Here is a 22,818-nt window from a genome sequence, read left to right on the forward strand (position 1 = left end):
CCGGTGACGCCCTGGATCGCTGCCGGCGCCGGGTCCAGCCGGACATCCACGGTCACCGCGGCCGTTCGGGCGACCCGCTCTACACGGCACGCAGGACCTTGCACACCGGCGCCGACCTGCTCACCGACAAGCAGACCAGCCGCCTGCAGAACCTGTTCGACCGCGAGGAGCACGTCGAGGTCGAGGCGACCTAGGGCATCTACCAGCGGATGATCGCCGCCTACCGCGAACCCGACCGGACCCGCGGGCGCGAGCTGATGGCCGCGGTCATCGAGTCGGTCAGTTCCGGTGTCCCCGCCGCGTTGACCGAGCTGATCACCCTTGGACGCACCTTGAAGAAGAGGGCCGCCGACGTGCTGGCCTACTGATCTCGACGGTGACCACGCGCGGTGGACGGGCCACGGTGGCTGGGTTCTGGCTCAGGTGGTGGCGCCGCACCGCCTCGCCCAGCGCTGAGCGAAGCACCCGGTGGACGGCGTGGACCACGTGGGGTGAACGACCTTCCTTCAAGAGCTGTCCGTAAAGGAGCTCGAGCGCCTCCGGTCGGACGTCCGCGAGCCGCGCTGCACCCATCTTCGGGATGACGTGCACCTTCATCAGGCTCTGGTAGGTCGAGAGGGTCTTCCATCGCACAGAAAGAGGCAAGATTGCGGTCACCCAGTGATCGAGCCACCCGCCAAGCGTCTGCTCGCCCTGAGGCCAGGTCCGTTTCCCGGTGTCCCGGTCCCGCTCCGGAGCGCGCACCGCCTCATCGAGCTCCCGCTTGGTCTTGCGCTGCAGATGGCGCCGATCGAGCTGGCCGTCGATCCGGCGGCCGACCGTGACCGTGCGTGCCACCGGCCATCCTTGCCGCGGTACTTGGTCGTGTGGGTCTCGGAGTCCTTCTGACGCCTACCGGCCATCAGAGTCCCGCGACGACGCAATGAAACGGTCCAGCTCCTCGCGCTCCACCCGCACGGCCCGCCCGATCCGGACAACCCGGAGTCGGCGCCGCTCGATCTGTCGTTCGACGCTTCGGCGGGTGCATCTGAGGTGGGTGGCGACCTCGTTGAGGTTCAGCAGAAGGGTCGGTGCCTGTGCAGTGGTCTCCGTGCTGAACCTAAGGAGCCCGACCGGCCGCACAGGGTCACGCGTGACAGGAAATGTCTGGAGCACACCGGAAGTGTCACTCACCCGACCGATCCTCGCCGCAGAGCATCTTAGGGCCCATCTCAGGGCCCAAGAACCGGCCGCGACGCTCCCGGGACCCGCACAAAGAAGCGGCCCGACCCGCGTTTCCGCTGGTCAGGCCGCCTTTTACTGTCTCAACACAGTGCGCACCCGAAGGGATTCGAACCCCTAACCTTCTGATCCGTAGGCTCGTCGTCGCACCCCGCCACGCTCAGGCAGGGCGGAAGCGACCGCCAAACATCGCGCTTGTACCGTCCGGTCCCGGCGAGGGTCGTTCGCGCGGGTTGCTGTCACGGTTGCTGTCACATCTCGAACCGAATGACACCCGGCTTAGGATCGGGTTTGGTCACAGAGTTGTGAAGTCACAGACGGCCCAGGATCTCGGCCTTCTTGGCAGCAAACTCCTCATCCGACAGGATGCCGGCGTCGCGCAGCTCTCCGAGCTGCTTCAGCTGCGAGAGATGGTCAGGGGCCGCCGGCGCCGGTGCCGAGGGTCGGTGGCGCGCGGCCATAGCCTCCTCCACCTGGCTGCGCAGCGTCTCAAACTCAGGCATCTGCTTCTTGACGAAGATGACGCTGTTCTCGTCCTTGACGGCATCAGAGGTCTGCGATCCGAAGCGGGACCTCGTCTCGTTGCCACCGCCCACCGTGAAGGAGATGAAGCCGTTCATCACCGGCCCCGCGGGCTTCCACTGGACTGCTGTGATGGAGCTCAAAGGGATGCGCTTCTCGCCCTTCCCGACGGACGCCCGCGCGAGGAAGCCCGTGCGTTTGATCGTCACGAAGTCACCGTCGAACTCCACAGTCCCGTTGTGACCCTTGACCTCCATGAAGCATCCCCACCTCTTGTCGCGTCATCGCATACTTCGTTGAGTATTGAACACCTTGTTGGGTGGGTTGTCAGTGTTTCGCCTAATCCGGGTCGGTATCGCGAGGCGGCCTTGGGCTCAGCCTGTGCCAGGGAGAGCCACCGAACCGATAGCGGAGCAGGACAGCGCGCCGGAGTCGCCGGGTCAAGGGTGGCCGTAGGCCATCGCGTCAGCGACGCCGAAGGCGCCCTTGACGCGGTCCGTAGGCGTGCGGACAGTGAAGCGTCGGGGCGGCGGCTCGGAGTCAACGTTGTCCGCTCAGAGGGTCTCGAAGAAGTCCTCGTCCAGGCGGAGCAGGGTCGTTACGTATCCGGGCTGCACCCCTACGCGGTGCTTGAGCATGAGTTCCGCGAGGCGGATCCCGTCGATCGGGATGATGCGAACTCCGACCCGGTCCGCGTAGGTCAGTGCGTCCCTGGTGAAGGCGCAAGTTGCGATGAACACCCCGCGGTCGGCCTGCTGGCCCTGGAGGGCTCCGACGAACGCCTGCATGGCCGGCCTACCGATGGTGCGGTCACGCGAGTAGCGCTTCGCCTGCACATAGATCCTGTCGAGCCCGAGTGGGTCTTGGCTGATGACGCCGTCGATGCCGGCGTCACCGGACTCCGCCGTCGACTCGATCTGGCCGGATGCGCCGTAGCCCATAGCGCCGAGCAGTCGGAGGACAAGCTGCTCGAAGGCAATGGGTGTGAGGTCCATGACTCGCTCGAGAAGCTCACCAGCCAGTGCCCCGTGCACGGTGGCGACCATTTGCGAGATAACTTCTTGGGGCGTATCGCCGTCAGTCCCCTCTTCATCGATGTCGTGCAGCGTGGCGGGGTCGTCACCTGGCGCTGGCTTGGGCTTGCGTCTGCTGCGCTGCCTGAAGTCGCGGAACTCCTCGAACTGCGCGAGGTCCGCGTTCGAGATCGGGCCCTGGACGGTGGCCAGGAGTTGACGTCCCCGTTCGGTGACCTCCGCGTACGCCCTCTTGGGTCGTTTGATCACCCCGGCCTGGACCAGGTAGGTAACCGCCCAGCCGACGCGGTTCACCACCACGGACTGACCGCTGTCGATCGTGGCGGCCATGTCGTCCTCGGTGATCTGCATGCGTTCGGCGACCAGGTCGACGAGGGAGCGAAAGGCGAGGGGGCCCATGTCGGCGAGCACCTCGAGCGTCGGGCGCATCATCTGTTCGTAGCTCGGGACGGCCACGGCCGAGGACCTCCTTGTCTGTCGGTGACTCTCGCGAGCCTATCGACGTACGTAGGTGCGCGGGGTGCGGTGGGGTGCGCGTAGGCGCGCTAGCGCCGGAGCGCGGGGTCCCCATCGCGGGGCCCCGCGCTGCTTTCGCGCCCGAGGCGCGCTTGAGCCAGTACAGAAACTCCTCACGGCTTCGCGCCCTGCAGAGCGGTCGGGCACGGTTACCGCTAGATTCGCGTTGTACGGTTGGACAGGTCGGCTTCGAGGGAGGTGCAAGGTCCATGGATGCGACACGCCGCGATTACATGGCGGAACTGGGCCTGACTGTCCCTGATCCGCAGCACTACAGCAACGCGCCCATCCAAGAAGCGATTCTCGAGATCCGAGTGGTCGGTGTGGATCCAGCCCTCGTAGATCAGCTCGAGAAAGTCGTGAGCTGCGAGGGGTATTCGAACGTTGCGAAAGAATACGACGTAAGCGGACAAATCGCGTTTGAAGGGGATCAATTCGTCAGTTCCGCCGAGCAGAGGCTGGTCGGGTACCGCGCGCTGCGGCATGATGGCAGGCGCGCGGTGCGGGCGCGGGTGGACTTGTTGTCCTTCTCGTGGCTTCGCCCCTATGACCGGTGGGAATCGTTCATTGCCGAAGCCCTTCAGCATCTGGAGCGCTATCAGAAGACTGTTTCCGCTGGCGCGGTGTCGCGGGTCGGGGTCCGGATGATCAACCGCATTGATATCGAAAAGCAGTCGGTCGAGATCAAGGACTACGTACGGACTGCTGTTGACATTTCACCGTACCTGCCGCAAATGATGACGGGCTACTTCTTTCAGGTGGATGTCCCTCTACTTGGACATGATGCGCAGGCTAGGATCATTTCTACGCTGGTTCAGCCTGAAAAGCCGGCGACTACGTCGCTGGTGCTCGATCTCGATGTCTGGCGGGACGTTGATTTCGGCCTGACTGGCGGTGATTCAGATTCGCAGTTGGCGCCGCATCTGGCGGACCTCCGGACTTTGAAGAACTATGTGTTTGAAGCATGCATAACTGACGCGACTAGGGGGTTGATTCGCTGATGCCAGTCATGATGCAGCGTGCCGAGGTGCGTCGTCCAGATTCCGACTTTGACGAACCACTTCTAGCAGTTTATGTGTCTTCTGAGTCGGTGCGGGGCGGCCTGCAGGGAAGCGAATTCTGGCGCGAAGAGATCCGGCTCGAGGTGGCGAAAGATGCGTTCCATCGAGGGACTGGTCTCGTTCCTTGGCGTCGGGTCGAATTCGACCTTCAGGATCGGGGGATTGAATATCTCGAGTTTCGCGAGCACGAAGAGTCTGACGACGATTTGTCATGGTGACAGGGGCCGCCAACCTGCCGCCGCTCCTCGTGCCTCCTGACGATTGGTTCGCTCAGGGCGACGTCTTCTACTCTGTGCCTCTGCCTGCTAATGGCGAATTTGAGGGTGACAATGAGTCGCCCGCGTTGCTCATCACCCACGGCTGCGCACTGGACAAGAAGTCTCGCCTGGGTCATCTCAGGATTGAGCGACTCAACTTTCTTCCGCTGCAAAACGTAGCGGCCCAGGAGCGCGAGAAGCAGTTGGCGCTGCGCTCGTATGCGCGAGACCTGAATCCATCCGAAGTCCTGTACTTGGGACATCTGCCCGAGCACGACTTCGAGGCGTTCGTCGTCCTTTCGCAGCCATTCACGCTGCCAGCAGCGATCTTTGATCCAACCCTGATAGATGTTAGGGACGAGTCCGGCAATGTGATTGATACTCGGCTATCAGGGAGAAGTTCGCATAGGAGGATTGCCAGACTTAGTGATTGTCATGTGGAACTCTTCAAGGATAAGATGAATGCGTTTTGGACTCGCAGAGCTCCGATGGCAAGGGAAAACGCTTAATCGGAACTCGCTGTCCACAAGGGCGCTTCGTCCATGGTTGTCCACTGATACATGTGCTGGTCTCGGTTCATGCGGATGAGCGAGACCTCGGCGAATCGCGTGGCGGCTTCCACGGGCCCCGCGTTAATCAGCGCTTGCTGCATGGCTGCTGCTTTCGCCCGCCCGTTGCTGTAGGCGACCGAGACGTGAGCACGGAAGCCCGTGGCGCTTTCGGGGCACCAGCCCCATGCGTCGGTGATGCCGGCGCGGATCTCGTTGCGGAGGGGTGTGTACGCGTCGGGGTTGCTGGGAGGCAGGGCGATGGCTTCGCGGAAGATGACGGCACGCTGGAAGGTCGACTCGATGGGGTCGAGCTTGGCGAGACGTTCTGCGACGGCTTGGACGGCGTCGTGGCGTTGTTGGTCGCTGACGTCCTTGACGTGGCCGAGGCCTTGCAGTGTGATGTGCCGCCACTCCTTGGGGATGGGGTCGAGCGTCGGGAATGGTCTCAGTGCCTCTTGGTATTGGTCGATCAGTTGGTGCAGCTCGTCCTGGCCGTCGAGGGTGATGTGCCAGGCGAAGAAGCGGGTGCCCACCTTCCACCCGGGCCGCCACCACCAGTGGTTGGCCATCTCGTCGTGGTCCGCGTACGGGTCCACTGGGGGCGTCGCGTCCTCGGTGGTCACAGGTCCGAGCCCGACTCACCGGTGGCCTGGGAGGGGATCGGGTAGCGGTCGACGAACACGACTTGGTCTGCGGGCCAGATCGACTCGGAAACCTCGAGCACGTCGCCGTCCTCGTCAGTGGCCGTGTGTACGAGGTGCAGGACGTATGCGCCGAGCGAGGACCCGAACGCGTCGGCTTCGGCATCCGTCGCGCGACGGGCGGTCACCTGGTCAAGCGCGTCAGCGTAGCGGCGTCCGGTCAGGTCCTCGACGCAGCGGAATAGCGCCTTCGGGACGACAGCCGGCTCTTGGAGGTAGGTGCCTTCGGCGACCGAGCGGGGGAGGTAGCTCGCGCCGATCTCGGCCAGTCGGCCCGCCTCGTCGTAGAGACGTCGGCGACGGACGACGACCTGGGTGCCGGGTTCCACGCTCATGCAGTCGGCGACGTAGTCAGGGGCTGGCTCGATGCCGGCGAAGGTGATGTCGTGGCGAAACGTATTGTTGAGCAGGCCCTCTCGGCCGCGGGCCTCGCCGTACCGGTTGCGGGAGCGGCGCTGCCTGCGGTGGGTGTCGCGGACGAAGGTGCCGATGCCGTGCCGTGACTCGACGAGCCCTTCGGCGCGAAGGACGCTCATCGCCTGGCGGACCGTGGGAACGCTGGTGCCGTGGGTCGTCGCGATAGCGGTCTCGGCGGGGAGCCGGTCGCCTGGCTTGAGGGACCCGGCGCGGATCTCGTCTCGGATCGCGTCTGCGATGCGGTGGTACTTGGGCAGTCGTGCCCCGGTGTCGCTCATGTGCGTCGTCCTCAGGTCGTTTCAATCTCAATCGAGATTAGTCCTTAAGAGGACTTGACATCAATCGGGCCGACTGTGATCTAATCGCGGAAGCGCTCCTAAAGAGGAGTGCATGACCTGAGGAGTTGGGCATGGCGATGCAGAAGCGGTTCAAGGTCGGGTTCGGGGACGTGTTCCCGAAAGGCGCCTACCTGAAGGCGGGGCAGAACGGTCCGGTCGAGCCGGTGCTCGACTTCAACGCGGACAAGCGCCCGGACGGGTCGCGTGCGCAGCAGGTGGACCCGGAGACGGGCCTGCTGGTGTGGCAGGTCGTGGTCCTGGACGCGGACGAGCTCGCGGGCAAGAAGGACACCGCGGTGACGGTAAAGCTGCTGGCGAAGCAGCAGCCGGTCCCGCCCGAGAACAAGACGCCGTTCCCGTGGACGCCGGTGGAGTTCGTCGGCCTGACCGCGCTGGCGTACGTCGAGGAGACCTCGACGGGTCGGGCCCGGGTGGCGTGGTCGTTCCGCGCGGAGTCGATGGTCGCCACCGGCACCGGCCAGGGTCAGGCGAAGGGTGCCGCGTGATGCGCCCCGAGTCTGTCACGGACCCGCCGCTCGACCTGGCCGAGGTCACCCGTGCAGTGCTGCTCCTCGAAGGGCTGCTCGGGCCGGTGCCGGTCCTGTCGCTGTCGGTGGAGCGCGACCTGGTCACCGTCCCACCCCCACGCGGCTCCTCGATGGCGCCAGAGCTGCAGCAGTGCGTCACGGTGCGTCTGCACTGCCAGGACGATCAGGTCGCCGCGGAGGTCGGCAACCGGCTCGGCCTCGGGGCAGGCCTGTCGCGGACCTTCCCGGCCCGGTACAACGCTTCGTTGTTTGTCGAGTCCCGGTGGACCGGCTGGCTCACCGAACCCGTCGCGGCCTCCCTCGAGGTGCCGGTGTCGCTGACGCTGCTCGGCTCACACCTCGAACCCGCCCCGCTCGACGAGGGTGAGGACGTGCTTGCTGAGGCGGTGGCCTGATGAGCACCGCGACGGCCACCGTCGGACCCGCCGCCCGGGCCGGCCTGCGCCACAGTCTCGTCTTCGTGTGGAGGGTGTGGCTCGGGGTGGCACGGTGGACGGACCGGCACCTGCGCTACGTCGTCGGGGTCACTGCGCTGGGCTTCCTCGTGCGGTTGCTCCCGGGCGGTCAGCCTGCTGCTGTCCGGGTGCTGCTCCTCGCCTGGCTCGTCCCGGCGCTCCTGTCGGCGGTGTGGTCCCACGTGTCGCCCGGCTCGTATCAGCGGGTGGTCACGGGACCGTCGTCCCGGCTCGGGTGGCTGCTGTGGGCCCGCAGGCGGTGGGCCTTCCTGGCGCGTGAGTGCGGACTGTCGGTCCAGCGCGAACAGCGCCGCACGATGACCGGCCGGGTTGTTGACACGTTCACGTCAAAGCCGGCCCCGGCGTTGCCGAAGGTGTGGGTCCACCCTCGGCTCTGCTCCACGACCGCGAAGGGCGTCACCCTGACCCTGACGGTGCGGGCGAGGACGGGGCAGACGGTCGAGGACCTGGAGAACGCCGCACCAGCCCTCGCCGCAGCGGCCCGGGCCCGGTCGTTCCGGTGCCGCGCCCTGTCGCCGTCGACGGTCGAGTACGTCCTGGTCATGGCCGATCGGCTCAAAGCCACCAGGGAAGCCGCCGCACCCGTCGACGTCACGGTCGAGGCCGTTCCGGTGGGAAGACGGCAGGACGGGACGCCGTGGGTGCTCCCGCTCGTGGGGCGGCACACCCTCGTGGTCGGCTGCTCCGGCTCGGGGAAGGGCTCGGTCTTCTGGGGAGTCTGCGGAGGCCTCGCCCCCGCTGTCCGCGCCAGGATGGTTCGCCTGTGGGGGGTCGACCTGAAACGCGGGGTAGAGGTCGGCATGGGCCGGCACCTGTTCACCGAGGTCGCGACCACCCCGGGGCAGGCGGTCGAGGTGCTGTCCCGACTGCTGGCGGTGATCGACGAACGCGGACGGTGGATGGCCGGACAGACCCGCCTCCACGAACCGACCCCCTCCGAGCCGTTGCACGTGCTGGCCATCGACGAGCTCGCGATCCTGACCGCCTACGCCGACCCGGAGGTGAGGAAGGAGGCGGGCCGGCTGCTCGCCGAGGTCCTGACCCAAGGCCGCGCCCTTGGCGTCGTTGTCCTGGCGTGCGTGCAGGACCCGCGCAAGGAGGTCATCGGGCTTCGGAACCTGTTCACCCAGACCATCGCGCTCCGGCTCCGGTCCGCCGAGGAGACGCGGATGGTTCTCGGCGACGGCGCCGCGACCACCGCGCCCGCGCACCGGATCTCGCCTTCGGCCCCGGGCACGGCGTGGGTGATCGAGGAGGACGGGTCCGCCGACAAGGTGCGGGCGGACTTCTGGCCGGATCAGCTGGTGCGCGACGTGGCCACCTGGCACCCCGCTCCGTTCGTCGAGGTGCCCGTGTCGCTCGTCGAGGCGGAGCCGGTCGAGGGGGCTCCGCTGCGGACCGTCCACGCGCCGTCGAGTGGGCCTTCGTCGACTGCGCGGCCGCGGAAGCCGCGCGCACCTCGGAAGCCGCGCCAACCCAAGACGGCTGACTCGTCCGGGTTTGGCGGTGAGGCAGCGTGAGCACCTACGACCGGTCGAATCGGCGCGGCTACGGCACCCCGCAGCGGTGGGTCGACCGCACCGGTGGCCCGACCCTGGCCGAACTCGACCCGACGCGCTGGCACGAGAAGGCTGCGTGCCGGGACCTTCCCTCCGCCTTGTGGCTCGACGACTACGCCCAGACGTCGACGAGCCGGGGTGCCGCGATCTGCCAGGTATGCCCGGTGCAGCGGACGTGCCTCGCCTCGGCGCTGGTGTTCGGCGACGAGTACGGCATCTACGGCGGCACGACCTCCACCGAACGCGCCTCGCTGGCTCGTCGGCTGCGGAGAGGTGACACCCTCGGTGCGGTCCTCGACGAGACCCTGGCTTCACGTCGTTCCTCGCGTCCGGTGGCTGGGGCCGCCTGATGGGCGTGAGGACGGACCGGCCCAGCCCGACAACCCTCGCTGAGCCTCGGGGCGCGTTCCCGGGGTTCGGGGAGGATGCCGGGCTGGACCTGCCTGCCCTCACCCCCGACCTCGAGCGGCAAGTCGTCGCCCGCCTCGTCTCCCGGGACTTCACCGCCTGGGCTGAGGCCGCCGCTGGTGTCGGCCACTGCGCCCGCCCGATCCGGTTGCGCGGCTCCTCGACCACCTTCGACACGACCACCGGGGCGGCGGTGTCCACGTTCGCCAGCGACGACCTGCCGCTCGGGGTGCTGCACGTGCGCTGCGGCAACCGCCGCGCCTCCGAATGCCCCTCCTGCTCCCGCGTCTACGCCGCCGATACCTTCCACCTCATCCGGGCCGGGGTCACCGGAGGCAAGGGCGTCCCCGCGCACGTCAGCGACAACCCGCTGGTGTTCGCGACGCTCACCGCGCCCTCGTTCGGGCTCGTGCACGGCACCCGCAACGGGCGGAAGTGCCGGCCCTACACCGCGAAGAGTCAGGACCGGTTGTGTGAGCACGCCAGACCGACCATGTGTCACGCGACGCACGCCGAGGGGGACGAGGTCCTCGGTCAACCGTTCTGCAGCGACTGCTACGACTACCGCGGGCACCTGGTCTGGCAGTGGTGGGCGCCTGAGCTGTGGCGCCGGTTCACCATCACCGTTAGGCGCATCCTCGCCAAGCACCTCGGCGTCCCCGCCTCCCGCCTCGGTGAGGTCGTCACACTGCAGTACGCGAAGGTCGCCGAGTACCAACAGCGCGGCCTCATCCACTTCCACGCCCTGATCCGCCTCGACGGGCCCAAGACCGATGACGGGTTTGCGCCCGCCCCCGACGCCGCGACTGCCGCCTTCCTCGCCAAGGTGGTCGAGCAGGCCGTCGAAGCCGTCCACTTCGACGCCCCACCCCTCTTTGAGGGGGACGTGACCAGGCGGCTGCGGTTCGGACGCCAAGTCGACGCCCGCCCCATCAAGACCAGGCACCGCACCGACGACCCCGACAATGAGCTCGCCCCCGAGCAGGTCGCCGGCTACCTCGCCAAGTACGCCACCAAAGCAGCCGGCGACACCGTCCACGCGGACAACCCGCATTGGCGACGCCTGCGCGTCACCCTCGACGAGGTCTGCGACCGCATCCTCCACGACGCCAACAGCGACGGCACCCCGCTACGGGACCAGCCGTACGGGCTCCTGGCGAAGTGGCGGCGCATGCTCGGCTTCCGCGGCCACTTCTCGACCAAGTCCCGCCGCTACAGCGTCACCCTCGGACGGCTCCGCCGAGCCCGCACCACCTTCCAACGCCGCCTCGCCGACGCCAACCGGAAAGGCGTCCCGCTCGACGTCCGCGACCTCGACGACCTCCTCACCGACCAGGACGAGGAGACCACCCTCGTGATCGGCCAATGGTCCTACGCCGGCTCCGGCTGGGACACCGACGGCGACGCCGAACTCGCCAAAGCCGCCGCCGCCCGCGCCCGCGAGTACGCCCAATGGCGCGCCGAGACCAGAGCCCACCAAACCAACTGAGAAGCACGGGGATTCGATGTGGAAGAGAAGCTGCTGTTGAGAGTCGAGGAGGCCGCGGACCTGCTCAACATCGGACGGTCCGCGGTCTACGACCTGGTTCGTCTGCGCGCGCTGCCGAGCGTCAAGATCGGTCGGTGTCGACGCATCCCGCTCGCTGCTTTGCGGGACTACGTCGAGCGGCTGACAGAGGCAGAGGGCGGTGATGCAGCGTGAGCCGTCGCGCCAACGGGGAGGGATCGATCTACCAGCGCCAGGACGGTCGCTGGACTGGGGCGGTCTACGTCTACAACCGGGACGGCGGTCGGCAGCGACGACAGGTGTACGGCAAGACGCGCGCGGAGGCCTCGGCGAAGGTCACCGAACTGCTGGGCCTGAACCAGAAGCACATCCCCGCTGCTCCTATCGCGGTGACGGTGCAGGATTTCGGCACCGGTTGGGTGTCCCGCCTGGGCACCTCGGGCCTCAAGCCGGCCACGGTCAGCAACTACGCGTGGGTGCTCAATCGCTACGTGTACCCGCGGCTAGGTCGCGTTCGCCTCGTCACGCTGTCTCCTCAGCATGTGCGCGACCTGCTGACTTCGGTGGCCGACATGGGCGTGTCCGCTCGCACCGTGCAGCTGACTCGGGCGGTCCTGCGGTCCATGCTGGCCGATGCCGAGCGGGATCAGCTCGTGCACCGCAATGTGGCTGCTCTGGTCAAGGGGCCTCGCGTCGAGCGGCAGGAGGTCGTGCCGTGGACACCGGAGGAGGCCCACCGGTTCCTGGCCTCGCTCGAGGACCATCGGCTGCACGCGCTCTTCGCGGTCGGGGTGGCACTGGGCCTGCGCAAGGGTGAGCTGCTGGCCCTGCGCTGGGAGGACGTCGATCTCGACGCACGCGCCCTTCGCGTGCGAGGCACGGTCCAGCGGCTGGGCAAGGGCATCGGCCTCGTCACCGGCTCGCCCAAGACGGGTCGGAGTCGTCGCACGCTGCCACTCCCCCGCGTGCTCGTCGCTACCCTCAAGGCCCACCGGGCAGCGCAAGCGGCGGAGCGCGAGGAGGCAGGGTCACGGTGGCAGGACCCGGGCATCGTCTTCGCCACCAGACGCGGGACGGTCATCGAGCCTCGCAACCTCAACCGGCTCCTCGATCAGTCCATAGAGCGCGCCGGCGTCCGGCGCATCCGCTTCCACGACCTGAGGCACACGTGCGCGTCGCTGCTGCTCGCGCAAGGGGTCTCGCCTCGGGTCGTCATGGAGCTGCTGGGTCACACGCAGTTGAGCATGACGACTGACCTCTACGGGCACGTCATGCCCTCTTCGCTACGGTCGGCCGCGGACGCCCTGGACGGGGTGTTCGGACCGTGATCCGGCATGCTTGTGCGGCCCGGTTGCTGTCAGCGTTGCTGTCAGTGGCCCCCCTCTTCCTGGACCGGAGGGCGCAAAGCACAAGGCCCCGACCGGCGTTTCCGCTGGTCAGGGCCTTGTTCTCTGTCTCAACACAGAGCGCACCCGAAGGGATTCGAACCCCTAACCTTCTGATCCGTAGTCAGATGCTCTATCCGTTGAGCTACGGGTGCAGTGCCCGCCACTCGGGCGGACGAAAAGTCACCTTAGCGCCTCGGTGGCGCAACCACGAAATCGAGCGAACCGACGCGGCCGTATGCCGCTGGGCTCGCTCACGCTCGGATCCCCCCCTCGGATCCGGCTGGGTTCGTCAAGCCGGATGCGTCGCGTCGAGGGGACGCATCGACCTCGAAGGCGCCCCACGGCCGCCGGCGCCACGGCAAACGATGCAAGAAATCGACAAAGGGCTGTCAATTTCCTTGCACTATCACGCAGTTGTGACTGGTCTCACCGTTTGGCCCCCAAACCGTGGTCAGTCCCGCTCGTCAGCGCTGGGTACCGTGATTCCATCACGTCATTTGTTCACCATGCGGACACTCGGCCCGTGCGCGAGCGCCGGGGTCGACGGACTGCAGGGTGGACGCCGCCGGCAGGACGCGGTGCTCCGGACACCGCGTGAAGGGATGGGCCAAGTTGACCACGACACCGAAGACTCGACAGACGACCCATGCGGGCCTCCAGGCCTGGGTGGACGAGGTCGCCGAGCTGACGCAGCCGCGCGACATCCAATGGATCACGGGCACTCCGCAGGAGTGGACCGAGCTGACCGACCAGCTCGTCGAGGCAGGCACCCTGGTGCGGCTCAACGAGGACAAGAAGCCGAACTCCTTCTGGTGCGCCTCCGACCCCTCTGACGTCGCACGCGTCGAGGACCGCACCTTCATCTGTTCCGTCGAGGAGCGCGACGCCGGCCCGACCAACAACTGGATGGCGCCGGACGCGATGAAGGCGATCATGACCGACCTGTACCGCGGGTCGATGCAGGGACGGACGATGTACGTCATCCCGTTCGTCATGGGCCATCTGGACGCCAAGATCCCGATGTTCGGCGTCGAGATCACCGACTCGGCATACGTTGCGGTGTCGATGCTCGTGATGGCCCGCTGCGGCGAGAAGGTGCTGCGCAAGCTCGAGGAGACCAACGCCGAGTTCGTGCCGGCGTTGCACTCCGTGGGCGCGCCGCTCGCGGAGGGCCAGCAGGACGTCACGTGGCCGTGCAGTGACACGAAGTACATCGTCCACTTCCCGGAGGAGCGCACCATCTGGAGCTATGGCTCCGGCTACGGCGGCAACGCCCTCCTCGGCAAGAAGTGCTACTCGCTCCGCATCGCCAGTGCGATGGCCCGCGACGAGGGCTGGATGGCCGAGCACATGCTCATCCTCAAGCTGACCAACCCGCAGGGGAAGGTCCACTACATCGCGGCAGCGTTCCCGAGCGCGTGTGGCAAGACGAACCTCGCCATGATCGACCCGACCATCCCCGGCTGGAAGGCGGAGATGGTCGGCGACGACATCGCGTGGATGCGGTTCGGCGAGGACGGCCGGCTCTACGCGGTCAACCCCGAGGCCGGCCTCTTCGGTGTCGCCCCGGGCACCGGCGAGTCGACCAACCCGAACGCCATGGCGACGATCGAGAAGGGCAACTCGGTCTTCACCAACGTCGCCCTGACTGACGACGGCGACGTCTGGTGGGAGGGGATGACCGACGAGACGCCGGCGCACCTCACGTCGTGGCTCGGCGAGTCCTGGACGCCTGAGGACGGCAAGAACGGCAAGCCGGCCGCCCACCCGAACAGCCGTTTCTGCACGCCGATCGCCCAGTGCCCGATCGCGGCCCCCGAGTACGACAACCCGGACGGTGTGCCGATCTCGGCCATCCTCTTCGGCGGTCGTCGCAAGACGACGGTCCCCCTCGTCTACGAGTCGCGCGACTGGACCCACGGGACCTTCGTCGGCGCCACGCTGTCCTCCGAGACGACCGCTGCGGCGACCGGTGCCGTCGGCGTCGTCCGCCGTGACCCGATGGCGATGCTGCCCTTCCTCGGCTACAACGCCACCGACTACTTCGGTCACTGGCTGGAGATCGGCAAGCAGGCCGACGCGTCCAAGCTGCCGCGGATCTACGGTGTCAACTGGTTCCGCCGCGACGAGGACGGTTCCTTCCTGTGGCCGGGCTACGGCGAGAACAGCCGCGTCCTCAAGTGGATCGTCGACCGGCTCGAGGGGCAGGCCGAGGCGGTGGAGACGCCGATCGGTCTCGTGCCGGCGCCCGGTGCCCTCGACATCGACGGCCTCGACGTGACGGAGGAGCACCTCGCCAAGGCGGGCGCCGTCCGTCCGGAGGAGTGGGCCGACGAGCTGCCGCTCATCGAGGAGTGGTTCACCAAGTTCGGCGACGAGCTCCCGGCGGAGCTCTGGGCCGAGTTCGACGGTCTCAAGGCGCGCCTCAACACCGCGCAGTGAGCCGTGGTCCGACCCGCCGGTGGGATCGGACGACGTGATGCGGGGCCCGGTGCCGTGAGGCGCCGGGCCCTCCACCGTTCCCAGGAGCCTGCGGCCGTGTCGCGCCCCTCCTGTGCCCGGCGAGATGCCCAGCCTGCGAGGATTCGGGGATGAACGAGCACGCTCAGTACGACCGCGAGGAGACCCGCGGCGAACGACTCGACCGTAACTTCGACGAGCAGCTGCAGGAGGCTCGCATCGCCCAGGCCGGCGTGCAGATCCTCTTCGGCTTCCTCCTCACCCTGCCCTTCCAGCAGCGGTTCGAGACGCTCACCGACGTGCAGCGGAAGATCTACCTGGGCACGCTCCTCGCGTCGGCGGTGGCGGTGGTGCTGTTCACGGCACCGGTGGCGGTCCACCGCGTGCTCTTCCGGCAGGGGCTCAAGGACTTCATCGTCGCGTACACGTCCAGGCTCGCCTCGGTGGGCCTCGTCGCCCTCGCCCTGTCCGTGGTCGGTGGGCTCGTGCTCGTGCTCGACGTGCTGATCGACCACACGCTCGCCATGTGGGTCGGCGGGGCGGTCGCGGCGCTCACCCTCGTCCTCTGGTACGTCGTGCCCGCCGCTCGCGAGCGGCGCGTCCCACCGCACGAGAGGGCCGAAGAGTAGGTCGTATGCCGCTGAGCTGGCTCCCGCTCGGACGCCACCCGACCCGACGCTCCCATCTCCAACGAAGAAGGACCCCGACGAGACGTGTCGGGGTCCTTCTTCGATCGGCGGAGGCGGCGGGATTTGAACCCGCGAGAGGTTTTATCCTCAACCCGCTTAGCAGGCGGGCGCACTAGGCCACTATGCGACGCCTCCACGCCTGCCGTCCCACAGGGACACGCAAGCCTGCACAGGCTACCGGGGGACCGTGCGCACACCAAAACCGGGTCCGGGAGGACAACCTTCTTCGGCTTCGGGGCGTCCTCACAGATGAACGGTGCAGAATGATCCCGCGCGCTCATCGCGCCCGCATGCCCGAAAGGACCCCATGAGCGACCAGCCGGAACGGCATCCCGCCACGAGCGGGGGCCGCAGGTCGCTGCGTCGTGAGCTGTCCGCGGGCTTCCGCCGGGCCATCGGGCTCACCGCTCTCGGGACGATCCTTCCGGGGGCCGGGCTGACGCGCACCCGCAGCCGCGCCTGGGGCTGGTTCCTGCTCCTGACGTTCCTCGGAAGCATCGCCACGGTCGTCCTGCTCGCCGCGACTCGAGGGGTGAGCAAGGTCGGGCTGGTCATCGCGAGCAACACCCGCTACCTGCTCATCCTGACGCTGGTGCTGGCGGTCGGCGGTTTCGTCTGGTGCGCGTCGATCATCGCGACCGCCGTCCAGGCCAGGCCCCGACGCCTCGACCGGGCCCGGACGAGGTCGCTCGCGGTCTTCACGACGCTGATGGTCGCACTGGTCGGTGGCACCGCCTACAAGGGCGCCGAGTTCGCCCTGATCGGCCGCGACACCGTGAACGTCATCTTCAAGGCCTCGGGGCTCAAGCCGGGCCAGGGCGCCAAGGTCGTCAACGAGCCGGACGTCGACCCGTGGCGCGACACGCCCCGCGTCAACATCCTGCTCCTCGGCTCGGACGCGGGCGTCGGCCGCACCGGCACGCGGACGGACTCGATGATCGTCGCCAGCACGGACACGAAGACCGGCCGCACCGTCCTCATCTCCCTGCCCCGCAACCTGCAGCAGGTGCCGCTGCCGGAGACGAGCAAGCTGCGCGCCTGGTGGCCGAGCGGCGTCTACGGCGTGCCCAACTGTCCGCGGCAGCAGAAGGACGCCACGGACGCGTGCATGCTCAACGCGATCTGGATGGAGGTCGACGCCTACCGGGCACAGAACCCCGGCGCCTACCCCGCCGATGACGAGGCACCGGGTCGCTCGGAGATCAGGGACGTCATCGGCGAGGTGCTCGGGCTCAAGATCGACCACACCGTCGTCGTCGACCTCGAGGGGTTCCGGCAGCTCATCAACGCCATGGGGGGCGTGACGATCAACGTCAAGCTCGGCGGCTACGACGGCAAGACCCCCATCCCGTACGGGCCCCTCACCGCCAACGGCACCTATGCCCACGCCTTCGACAAGCCCGGCCCGATGAAGATGAACGGCTACCAGGCGCTGTGGTACGCCAGGTCCCGAGCCGCCGACGACGACTACAACCGCATGTCTCGCCAGCGCTGCGTCGTGCAGGCCGTCGTGAACCAGGTGAGCCCCACGGCCATGCTGGGCCAGTACGCCGAGATCGCGCGGATCGCCCGGGAGAACATCTACACCGACATCCCCGCCGAGAACCTCCCGGCCTTCGTCGAGCTCGTCGAGCGCATCCAGAAGGCCGGCAAGTACGTCAGCGTCGGCATCGACCCCACGCACGGGATCAACACCGGCAACCCGGACTACGACGAGATCCGCAAGCTCGTGGAGAAGGCCATCACCCCACCCAAGCCCAAGCCGACGACCAGCAGCTCCAAGAGCCCCTCGACGTCCACGCCGGAGCCGACCAGCACGACCACCGCCCCGACGGCCGATCCGGCTGACGTGGACCCCTGCGCCTGACCCACCGACGGGTTCGCGCGACGGGTTGGCGGGACCCGCCTGGGGTCCCCCGGTGGACAGGGCACAATGTCGAGGGCACCATGTTGGGGCTGCCTCCACCAGCCATCTCGAGGGGAAACGTATGACCGTGCACCACGACGGGCGCATCACCGCGCCCGTGGGTCGGCGTTCCGCTCGTCACCAGCTCAGCTGCCGCTACCGCCGCTGCCTTCGGCTCGTCGCGCTCGGCGCCGCGGTTCCCGGCGCCGGCCTCATCCGGACCCCCGCCCGCAAGCTCGGATGGGCTGTGCTCGGCGGCTTCCTGCTCGCCCTGGTCCTCCTCGGGAGCCTCGTCGCGGCTCGGGGAGCGAAGCAGGTCGGGCTCTACGTCATCAGCCACCCGGACCTCCTGCAGGGCGGCGCCGTGCTGCTTGCCGTCGGCGGGCTCATCTGGTGCGCATCCATCGTCGCCACCGCCGTCGCCGCCCGGCCGGCCTGGCTCGACCGGTCCCGCACGCGGGCCCTCGCCGGCTTCACCACGTTTCTCGTGGCCCTGGTGGCGACGGGCACCTACAAGGGAGCCGAGGCGGCCCTCATCACGACCGACACGATCCGCGGGGTCTTCAGCTCCCAGGCACTCAAGCCCGGTGAGGGCGCCAAGGTCGTCAACGACGTCGACCCGTGGCGGGACACTCCCCGGGTCAACCTCCTGCTGATGGGCTCCGACGCCGGCATCGGACGCGCCGGCACCCGTCCGGACTCGATGATCGTCGCGAGCATCGACACGAGGACCGGCCGCACGGTCCTCATCTCGATTCCCCGCAACTTCGAGTGGGCTCCGCTCCCCGAGGACAGTCCCCTGCGGGAGCGGTGGCCGGGCGGTTTCTACGGGGGCACGCACGACGCGCCTGACTGTCCCCGCAAGGAGGTCAGCGCCGCGGACCCCTGTCAGATCAACGCGATCTGGAGGGAGGTCGACGAGTTCCGGACCACGCACCCCGAGGCCTACCCCGACGACCCGGTGCCGGGCCGCAGCGAGACGCGCGACGTCGTCGGTGAGGTGCTCGGGCTCAAGATCGACCACCTCGTCGTCATCGACCTCAAGGGTTTCAGCGAGCTCGTCAACGCCATGGGCGGCGTCGAGGTCAACGTCAAGCTCGGCGGCTTCGACGGCAGGACACCGCTGCCCTACGGCCAGAAGTACGCCAACGGCACCTACGCCCACTACTTCGCCAACGTCGGGCCGCAACGGCTCAACGGCTACCAGGCCCTCTGGTATGCCCGCACGCGCGCCGCCGACAGCGACGACCACCGGCAGCAACGGCAGCGGTGCGTCGTCCAGGCGGTTGTCAACGACGTGGACCCAGCCTTCATGCTGACCAAGTACGCGAGCATCGCCCGGATCCTCAAGGAGAACGTCTACACCGACATTCCCGGGCAGAACCTGCCGGCCTTCGCCGAGCTCGTCGAGCGGGTCCAGAACTCGACGATCACCAGTCTCGGGTTCTCGGACAAGAACGGTTTCCCGTACAGCAGCAACCCCGACTACGAGCTCGTCCGCAGGCTCGTCCAGAAGGCGATCGACCCGCCGAAGCGCAAGAGCACGCCGAAGCCCGCCGCGACCCCGCGGACGGAGACGACGAGGCCCACGCCGACGCCCTCCTCCACGGAGGAGGCGGAGGTCGACGAGTGCGCGTGACCCGGACACGAACAGAGCCCCCCGGCCAAGCCGGGGGGCTCTGTCACAAACGACCAAAAGGTGTCGCTCGTTGCGTGTGACCTCGGGTCAGAGCGGACGCACTGCGTCAGCCTGAGGGCCCTTCGGACCCTGCGTGACCTCGAACTCGACGCGCTGCGCCTCATCCAGCGAGCGGTAGCCGTTCGTCTGGATTGCCGAGTAGTGGACGAAAACGTCGGGGCCGCCGCCGTCCTGGGCGATGAAACCAAAGCCCTTCTCAGCGTTGAACCACTTGACGGTTCCCTGTGCCATACGGGTAACTCTTTCCTTCTTAGCCAGTGGGTCCACGCACCTCGCGAGGCCCCAGGCTGCCGCTTCTGCCACTCGGCGGGCGAACCCGTCGTCGTCGATACTGAAAACCCGCCACCTTGTGGGTGACGGGCACCTACTCGACTGCGCGGAACTGCAACTGCAACCACGTCGAACTTAGCACGCTACCGACGGGTCGTCCTGCTGGAATCCGCGCATTTTGCAGGGTTCACCCGGAGTTCGCCGGCGGCGACAGAGCTGCGCCGGTCAGGCTCCGCGCCGCGCGTGGACCGGGGGTCGATCGCCCCGGATCGTCGCCACCATGTCGACCACCCGTCGGGTCTCCCGGACGTCGTGGGCGCGGAACACCGTCGCCCCGAGCCAGGCGGCGACCGCGGTCGCCGCGAGCGACCCCTCGAGGCGCTCCTCGGGGGCGAGGTCGAGGCTCTCGCCGACGAAGTCCTTGCGCGACAGGGCCTGGAGCACCGGGTAGCCGAGGGCCGCGACGTCCGCCGTGTGCCGCAGCACCTCGAGGGAGTGCCGCGTCGTCTTCCCGAAGTCCAGCGTCGGGTCGATGAGGATCCGCTCCGGGGGTATGCCGCTCTGCTCGGCCGCGTGGGCACCCCGGGCCAGCGTGGTCACGACGTCCCGCACGACGTCGAGCGGGTCGTCGCCGTAGGTGACCGCCACGGGGTCGGTGCGCGGGGGCAGTCCTCCGGTGTGGGAGATGACGTAGCCCGCGCCCAGCTGCGCGGCGATGTGGACGAGGTCGGGGTCGGCGCCGGCCCACGTGTCGTTGACGACGTCCACGCCCGCGTCCGCCGCGGCGAGCGCGACACCGGACCGCCACGTGTCGAGGCTGAGGATGACGTCCGGGTGCGACTCGCGGGCCCACTCGAGGAAGGGCACGACACGACGGACCTCCTCCGCCTCGTCCACCGGCTCCCCCTCCTGCCCGGCGCGGACCCCGCCGACGTCGATGAGGTCGGCCCCGAGCTCGAGCGCCTGCTCGAGCGCGCGCTTGGCGGAGTCGAGCTGCGCGTGTCGGTTGCCTCCGAAGAACGAGTCGGGGGTCCGGTTGATGATCGCCATGACGGCCGGACGCCCCGCGTCGAAGGCACGCCCCCGCAGCACGAGCGGCGGGGTGGTGGGCAGGGTCAGCGGCGTCAGCCCCGCGAGCACGGATCCGAGCATGGACCCGAGCACGGATCCGGGCACGGCAGCGCGTGGGCTGTCGAGGTCCGTCGCGTCGCTCGGCTCTTCAGGGGTGGTCACAAGGTCGTACCCTACGGGGGCCAACCGGACGACGGTGCACGCCGCGACGTCCTCGACTGCGCACGTCGGGCCACGGCCTCGGTCGTCGAGTGCGCACGTCGTGCCGGGGATCGATTCGGGCCCAGCCATGTGCCTTGGCTAGACTCGGCGCACTTGGAGGGCTCGCATAGTGGCCTAGTGCGGCGGTCTTGAAAACCGCTATGGGTTCATCGCCCATCGTGGGTTCGAATCCCACGCCCTCCGCCAGTCCCTCGGCGCAGCCGCCCTCAGGTGGAGGGCCGGCGATTCGAGGAGGAGCGAGGAACGAGCGACGGAGTCCCACGCCCTCCGCCACCCGCGCGAAGCGCTCCGCCGTCGCATCGGCGGAGCGCTTCGTACGTGCATCGGGGGTGCATCAGACGATGTTGCCGCCGAGCCCGTTGATGATCCCGAGGATCTGGTTGAGGAGCCCTGCGATGGCGTCGAGAACGCCGATGTCGCCCACTCCGTCGAGTAGCCCGGCCACCGCGCAGAGCAGGTTGCCGAGAAGGTTGCCGGCACCACTCTCCGCCACGATGTCGAGCACGACCTGGTCGAGGTGGACGGTGAGGCCGAGGACGTTGAGGTCCAGCGGCCCGAGGTCCAGGTTGAGGATGTCACACGACGCGGCCAGGAGCTGCGTCGATGTGGCGGCCCCGCCGGTGTCCAGGCTCTGGATCTCGAGGTTCATCATCTTGCTGTGGGGCTGGGAGCCTCGGGCGCCATCAAGCGTGGTGGTGACGAGCGTGCGCATCATCAAGCTGTCGCCGCTCGTGAAGAACTCCTGTGGCTGCAGCTTCACGACGGCATGTCCACTTCGGCCCTGCTTGTCCTCCCAGGTCCCGTGGTAGGTCCACGCCGCCCCGTCGACGTGCCGTGACTGACTGACGTGTGCAGCCGCCGGTGCTGGCGCGGCGTTCGCGCTGAGGGCGGGGACAGCGGCCAACGTTCCCAATGCCACCAGCGCCCCAGCGAGGGTCTTCTTTGAGGCAGTGAACTTCATCGTTCCTCCAGGTGTGATCCGGTCGAGGACGCCAGGCCAACTACTCGAATGCTGCGCCTCGGCTCATCTCACGTCAGTACCCCTCGCTTCTCCGTGCCAAACGGTGACGGACGAGGGGGCGCCCGTGTGACGGCGGCCCGAGACTGCCTCCCGGCGCGCGCCGCGGCGCGGCAGGACCTGCGCCGTCGACGACGGGTCCGGGCAGAGGAGAGCCCCGCTGCGCCGGGGGGAGCGCAGCGGGGCCGCTCGGAGGCAGAACGCCTCGGTCAGGGTGTACCCACCCTCGGTCGGGATGAACCCGATCTCATCAACCTGATCAGATGAACATGGCCGGGTCGAGCCACTGGTTGGTCGCGTTGCGCTTGGGAAAGCGCAGCTCTGCGGGCACGCCCACGGCCACGGCCCCGGCGGGCACGTCCTTGACGACCACGGCGTTGGCGCCGATCTGGGTGTCGTCGCCGATGAGGACCGGTCCGAGCACCCGCGCCCCAGCACCGATGGTGACCCTGTTGCCGACCGTCGGGTGGCGCTTGACGTGCGCCATGGAGCGGCCACCGAGGGTCACGCCGTGGTAGAGCATGACGTCGTCGCCGACCTCGGCCGTCTCACCGATGACGACGCCCATGCCGTGGTCGATGAAGAACCGCCGGCCGATCCGCGCGGCAGGGTGGATCTCGACGCCGGTGACCGAGCGCGTCACGGTGCCCAGCACCCGGGCGGGCAGGCGCCCGCCGGGCAGCTTCCACAGCTCGTGGAGGCCGCGGTGGGCCCAGATCGCGTGCAGTCCCGGGGACGTGAGGACGACCTCGAGCCGCGAGCCCGCGGCGGGATCGCGCTCGATGGCGCCCTCGACGTCCTCGCGGAAGCGGGCGGCGGCCTTCCGGACGAGACCGAGCCCAGCGGCATACGACCTCTTCCGGGCCGTATGCCGCTGAGCCGGCTCGGCCGCGGACGTGCGGACCAGCTTCAGCGGGGTGGCGTGCGCGGGCGTCGGCGTGACGTCATCGCGCTTCGCGGCGGTGCTCATGGTGGCCCC

At 68.2% G+C, this 22,818-nt stretch carries 23 protein-coding genes, 3 tRNA genes and 1 pseudogene; 16 read left to right on the forward strand and 11 right to left on the reverse strand.

Features of this window, described 5'->3' with window-relative positions; all coding sequences use genetic code 11:
* Positions 1-365 (forward strand): annotated as a pseudogene (locus ABWV20_RS04075) (transposase); the annotation flags it as partial.
* 526 nt (positions 366-891) lie between these two features.
* Here ABWV20_RS04075 and ABWV20_RS04080 read toward each other — a convergent pair.
* The 3 genes from ABWV20_RS04080 to ABWV20_RS04090 all read right to left on the reverse strand — a co-directional run bounded on the left by ABWV20_RS04080 (position 892) and on the right by ABWV20_RS04090 (position 3,233).
* Complete coding sequence (locus tag ABWV20_RS04080) at positions 892-1,173, reverse strand: helix-turn-helix domain-containing protein (protein ID WP_353353550.1); 282 nt, start codon at positions 1,171-1,173, stop codon at positions 892-894.
* Positions 1,174-1,532: 359 nt separating this feature from the next.
* Complete coding sequence (locus tag ABWV20_RS04085; protein ID WP_353353551.1) at positions 1,533-1,973, reverse strand: DUF4429 domain-containing protein; 441 nt, start codon at positions 1,971-1,973, stop codon at positions 1,533-1,535.
* A gap of 324 nt (positions 1,974-2,297) precedes the next feature.
* Positions 2,298-3,233, reverse strand: coding sequence for a restriction endonuclease (locus ABWV20_RS04090; protein WP_353353552.1), 936 nt, complete (start codon positions 3,231-3,233; stop codon positions 2,298-2,300).
* Between the two features lie 269 nt (positions 3,234-3,502).
* On the opposite strand from ABWV20_RS04090, the gene ABWV20_RS04095 reads away from it, so the two are divergent.
* The 3 genes from ABWV20_RS04095 to ABWV20_RS04105 are packed head-to-tail and all read left to right on the forward strand — an operon-like array spanning position 3,503 to position 5,120.
* The gene (locus tag ABWV20_RS04095) at positions 3,503-4,294 is read left to right on the forward strand and encodes a TIGR04255 family protein (protein WP_353353553.1); all 792 of its coding nucleotides are present in this window, start codon (positions 3,503-3,505) and stop codon (positions 4,292-4,294) included.
* Positions 4,294-4,572 carry a hypothetical protein gene (locus ABWV20_RS04100; RefSeq protein ID WP_353353554.1) on the forward strand — a complete coding sequence of 93 codons (279 nt, stop codon included), beginning with the start codon at positions 4,294-4,296 and terminating at the stop codon, positions 4,570-4,572. The genes ABWV20_RS04095 and ABWV20_RS04100 overlap by 1 nt, the downstream gene beginning before the upstream one ends.
* A complete protein-coding gene (locus ABWV20_RS04105; protein WP_353353555.1) occupies positions 4,566-5,120 on the forward strand; it encodes a hypothetical protein in 555 nt (184 codons plus the stop codon). The genes ABWV20_RS04100 and ABWV20_RS04105 overlap by 7 nt, the downstream gene beginning before the upstream one ends.
* Here ABWV20_RS04105 and ABWV20_RS04110 read toward each other — a convergent pair.
* Positions 5,117-5,785, reverse strand: coding sequence for a 2'-5' RNA ligase family protein (locus ABWV20_RS04110; RefSeq protein WP_353353556.1), 669 nt, complete (start codon positions 5,783-5,785; stop codon positions 5,117-5,119). The genes ABWV20_RS04105 and ABWV20_RS04110 overlap by 4 nt on opposite strands.
* Positions 5,782-6,558, reverse strand: a complete 777-nt coding sequence (locus ABWV20_RS04115; protein WP_353353557.1) for a GntR family transcriptional regulator — start codon at positions 6,556-6,558, stop codon at positions 5,782-5,784. Before ABWV20_RS04115 ends, ABWV20_RS04110 begins: the two co-directional genes overlap by 4 nt.
* Positions 6,559-6,689: 131 nt before the next feature.
* Between ABWV20_RS04115 and ABWV20_RS04120 the strand changes: the two genes are divergently transcribed.
* From ABWV20_RS04120 to ABWV20_RS04150, 7 genes are read left to right on the forward strand one after another with little or no spacing between them, the layout of a single operon-like run.
* Positions 6,690-7,124 carry a plasmid replication, integration and excision activator gene (locus ABWV20_RS04120; protein WP_353353558.1) on the forward strand — a complete coding sequence of 145 codons (435 nt, stop codon included), beginning with the start codon at positions 6,690-6,692 and terminating at the stop codon, positions 7,122-7,124.
* Positions 7,124-7,561 (forward strand): hypothetical protein, encoded by a 438-nt coding sequence (locus ABWV20_RS04125; protein ID WP_353353559.1) that lies wholly within the window; start codon positions 7,124-7,126, stop codon positions 7,559-7,561. Before ABWV20_RS04120 ends, ABWV20_RS04125 begins: the two co-directional genes overlap by 1 nt.
* The gene (locus tag ABWV20_RS04130; RefSeq protein WP_353353560.1) at positions 7,561-9,162 is read left to right on the forward strand and encodes an FtsK/SpoIIIE domain-containing protein; all 1,602 of its coding nucleotides are present in this window, start codon (positions 7,561-7,563) and stop codon (positions 9,160-9,162) included. The genes ABWV20_RS04125 and ABWV20_RS04130 overlap by 1 nt, the downstream gene beginning before the upstream one ends.
* Complete coding sequence (locus tag ABWV20_RS04135) at positions 9,159-9,551, forward strand: WhiB family transcriptional regulator (RefSeq protein WP_353353561.1); 393 nt, start codon at positions 9,159-9,161, stop codon at positions 9,549-9,551. Before ABWV20_RS04130 ends, ABWV20_RS04135 begins: the two co-directional genes overlap by 4 nt.
* 5 nt (positions 9,552-9,556) lie before the next feature.
* Positions 9,557-11,098: a replication initiator gene (locus tag ABWV20_RS04140; protein WP_353353562.1), complete on the forward strand. Its 1,542-nt coding sequence runs from the start codon at positions 9,557-9,559 to the stop codon at positions 11,096-11,098.
* 36 nt (positions 11,099-11,134) lie between these two features.
* Positions 11,135-11,311, forward strand: coding sequence for a helix-turn-helix domain-containing protein (locus ABWV20_RS04145; RefSeq protein ID WP_353353563.1), 177 nt, complete (start codon positions 11,135-11,137; stop codon positions 11,309-11,311).
* The gene (locus ABWV20_RS04150; protein ID WP_353353564.1) at positions 11,308-12,444 is read left to right on the forward strand and encodes a tyrosine-type recombinase/integrase; all 1,137 of its coding nucleotides are present in this window, start codon (positions 11,308-11,310) and stop codon (positions 12,442-12,444) included. Before ABWV20_RS04145 ends, ABWV20_RS04150 begins: the two co-directional genes overlap by 4 nt.
* Positions 12,445-12,583: 139 nt before the next feature.
* Here the strand turns inward: ABWV20_RS04150 and ABWV20_RS04155 are convergent.
* Positions 12,584-12,656: transfer RNA gene (locus tag ABWV20_RS04155), tRNA-Arg, on the reverse strand.
* 460 nt (positions 12,657-13,116) lie between these two features.
* Here ABWV20_RS04155 and ABWV20_RS04160 point away from each other — a divergent pair.
* Both ABWV20_RS04160 and ABWV20_RS04165 read left to right on the forward strand, forming a co-directional pair.
* Complete coding sequence (locus ABWV20_RS04160) at positions 13,117-14,946, forward strand: phosphoenolpyruvate carboxykinase (GTP) (RefSeq protein WP_353353565.1); 1,830 nt, start codon at positions 13,117-13,119, stop codon at positions 14,944-14,946.
* 149 nt (positions 14,947-15,095) lie between these two features.
* Positions 15,096-15,593, forward strand: a complete 498-nt coding sequence (locus tag ABWV20_RS04165) for a DUF6328 family protein (protein WP_353353566.1) — start codon at positions 15,096-15,098, stop codon at positions 15,591-15,593.
* A gap of 108 nt (positions 15,594-15,701) precedes the next feature.
* On the opposite strand, the gene ABWV20_RS04170 is transcribed toward ABWV20_RS04165, so the two are convergent.
* Positions 15,702-15,788, reverse strand: a tRNA-Ser gene (locus ABWV20_RS04170).
* Positions 15,789-15,960: 172 nt separating this feature from the next.
* On the opposite strand from ABWV20_RS04170, the gene ABWV20_RS04175 reads away from it, so the two are divergent.
* Positions 15,961-17,520, forward strand: a complete 1,560-nt coding sequence (locus tag ABWV20_RS04175) for an LCP family protein (RefSeq protein ID WP_353353567.1) — start codon at positions 15,961-15,963, stop codon at positions 17,518-17,520.
* A 121-nt stretch (positions 17,521-17,641) separates the two neighbouring features.
* On the forward strand, positions 17,642-19,198 hold the full coding sequence (locus ABWV20_RS04180) for an LCP family protein (RefSeq protein WP_353353568.1): 1,557 nt from the start codon (positions 17,642-17,644) through the stop codon (positions 19,196-19,198).
* Positions 19,199-19,285: 87 nt separating this feature from the next.
* Here the strand turns inward: ABWV20_RS04180 and ABWV20_RS04185 are convergent, their stop codons facing one another.
* Together ABWV20_RS04185 and folP are read right to left on the reverse strand one after the other, a co-directional pair.
* The gene (locus ABWV20_RS04185) at positions 19,286-19,489 is read right to left on the reverse strand and encodes a cold-shock protein (RefSeq protein WP_034805904.1); all 204 of its coding nucleotides are present in this window, start codon (positions 19,487-19,489) and stop codon (positions 19,286-19,288) included.
* A 264-nt stretch (positions 19,490-19,753) separates the two neighbouring features.
* Complete coding sequence (gene folP / locus ABWV20_RS04190) at positions 19,754-20,680, reverse strand: dihydropteroate synthase (RefSeq protein WP_353353642.1); 927 nt, start codon at positions 20,678-20,680, stop codon at positions 19,754-19,756.
* A 236-nt stretch (positions 20,681-20,916) separates the two neighbouring features.
* Between folP and ABWV20_RS04195 the strand changes: the two genes are divergently transcribed.
* A tRNA-Ser gene (locus ABWV20_RS04195) sits at positions 20,917-21,007 on the forward strand.
* Between the two features lie 148 nt (positions 21,008-21,155).
* Here ABWV20_RS04195 and ABWV20_RS04200 read toward each other — a convergent pair.
* On the reverse strand, positions 21,156-21,782 hold the full coding sequence (locus ABWV20_RS04200; protein WP_353353569.1) for an ABC transporter substrate-binding protein: 627 nt from the start codon (positions 21,780-21,782) through the stop codon (positions 21,156-21,158).
* Positions 21,783-22,098: 316 nt separating this feature from the next.
* Complete coding sequence (gene epsC / locus ABWV20_RS04205) at positions 22,099-22,809, reverse strand: serine O-acetyltransferase EpsC (RefSeq protein ID WP_353353570.1); 711 nt, start codon at positions 22,807-22,809, stop codon at positions 22,099-22,101.
* Positions 22,810-22,818: the final 9 nt, after the last annotated feature.

Origin of the sequence: Intrasporangium sp. DVR, from assembly GCF_040365325.1 — a bacterium.
GTDB lineage: Bacteria > Actinomycetota > Actinomycetes > Actinomycetales > Dermatophilaceae > Intrasporangium.

What these genes read in the sequence shown, in the direction of transcription:
- ABWV20_RS04095 (WP_353353553.1), top strand. Translation starts at nt 3,503, where the DNA reads ATGGATGCGACACGCCGCGATTACATGGCGGAACTGGGCCTGACTGTC.
- ABWV20_RS04100 (WP_353353554.1), top strand. Translation starts at nt 4,294, where the DNA reads ATGCCAGTCATGATGCAGCGTGCCGAGGTGCGTCGTCCAGATTCCGAC.
- ABWV20_RS04105 (WP_353353555.1), top strand. Translation starts at nt 4,566, where the DNA reads ATGGTGACAGGGGCCGCCAACCTGCCGCCGCTCCTCGTGCCTCCTGAC.
- ABWV20_RS04115 (WP_353353557.1), bottom strand. Translation starts at nt 6,558, where the DNA reads ATGAGCGACACCGGGGCACGACTGCCCAAGTACCACCGCATCGCAGAC.
- ABWV20_RS04120 (WP_353353558.1), top strand. Translation starts at nt 6,690, where the DNA reads ATGGCGATGCAGAAGCGGTTCAAGGTCGGGTTCGGGGACGTGTTCCCG.
- ABWV20_RS04125 (WP_353353559.1), top strand. Translation starts at nt 7,124, where the DNA reads ATGCGCCCCGAGTCTGTCACGGACCCGCCGCTCGACCTGGCCGAGGTC.
- ABWV20_RS04130 (WP_353353560.1), top strand. Translation starts at nt 7,561, where the DNA reads ATGAGCACCGCGACGGCCACCGTCGGACCCGCCGCCCGGGCCGGCCTG.
- ABWV20_RS04165 (WP_353353566.1), top strand. Translation starts at nt 15,096, where the DNA reads ATGAACGAGCACGCTCAGTACGACCGCGAGGAGACCCGCGGCGAACGA.
- ABWV20_RS04175 (WP_353353567.1), top strand. Translation starts at nt 15,961, where the DNA reads ATGAGCGACCAGCCGGAACGGCATCCCGCCACGAGCGGGGGCCGCAGG.
- ABWV20_RS04180 (WP_353353568.1), top strand. Translation starts at nt 17,642, where the DNA reads ATGACCGTGCACCACGACGGGCGCATCACCGCGCCCGTGGGTCGGCGT.
- ABWV20_RS04185 (WP_034805904.1), bottom strand. Translation starts at nt 19,489, where the DNA reads ATGGCACAGGGAACCGTCAAGTGGTTCAACGCTGAGAAGGGCTTTGGT.
- folP (WP_353353642.1), bottom strand. Translation starts at nt 20,680, where the DNA reads ATGCTCGGATCCGTGCTCGCGGGGCTGACGCCGCTGACCCTGCCCACC.
- ABWV20_RS04200 (WP_353353569.1), bottom strand. Translation starts at nt 21,782, where the DNA reads ATGAAGTTCACTGCCTCAAAGAAGACCCTCGCTGGGGCGCTGGTGGCA.
- epsC (WP_353353570.1), bottom strand. Translation starts at nt 22,809, where the DNA reads ATGAGCACCGCCGCGAAGCGCGATGACGTCACGCCGACGCCCGCGCAC.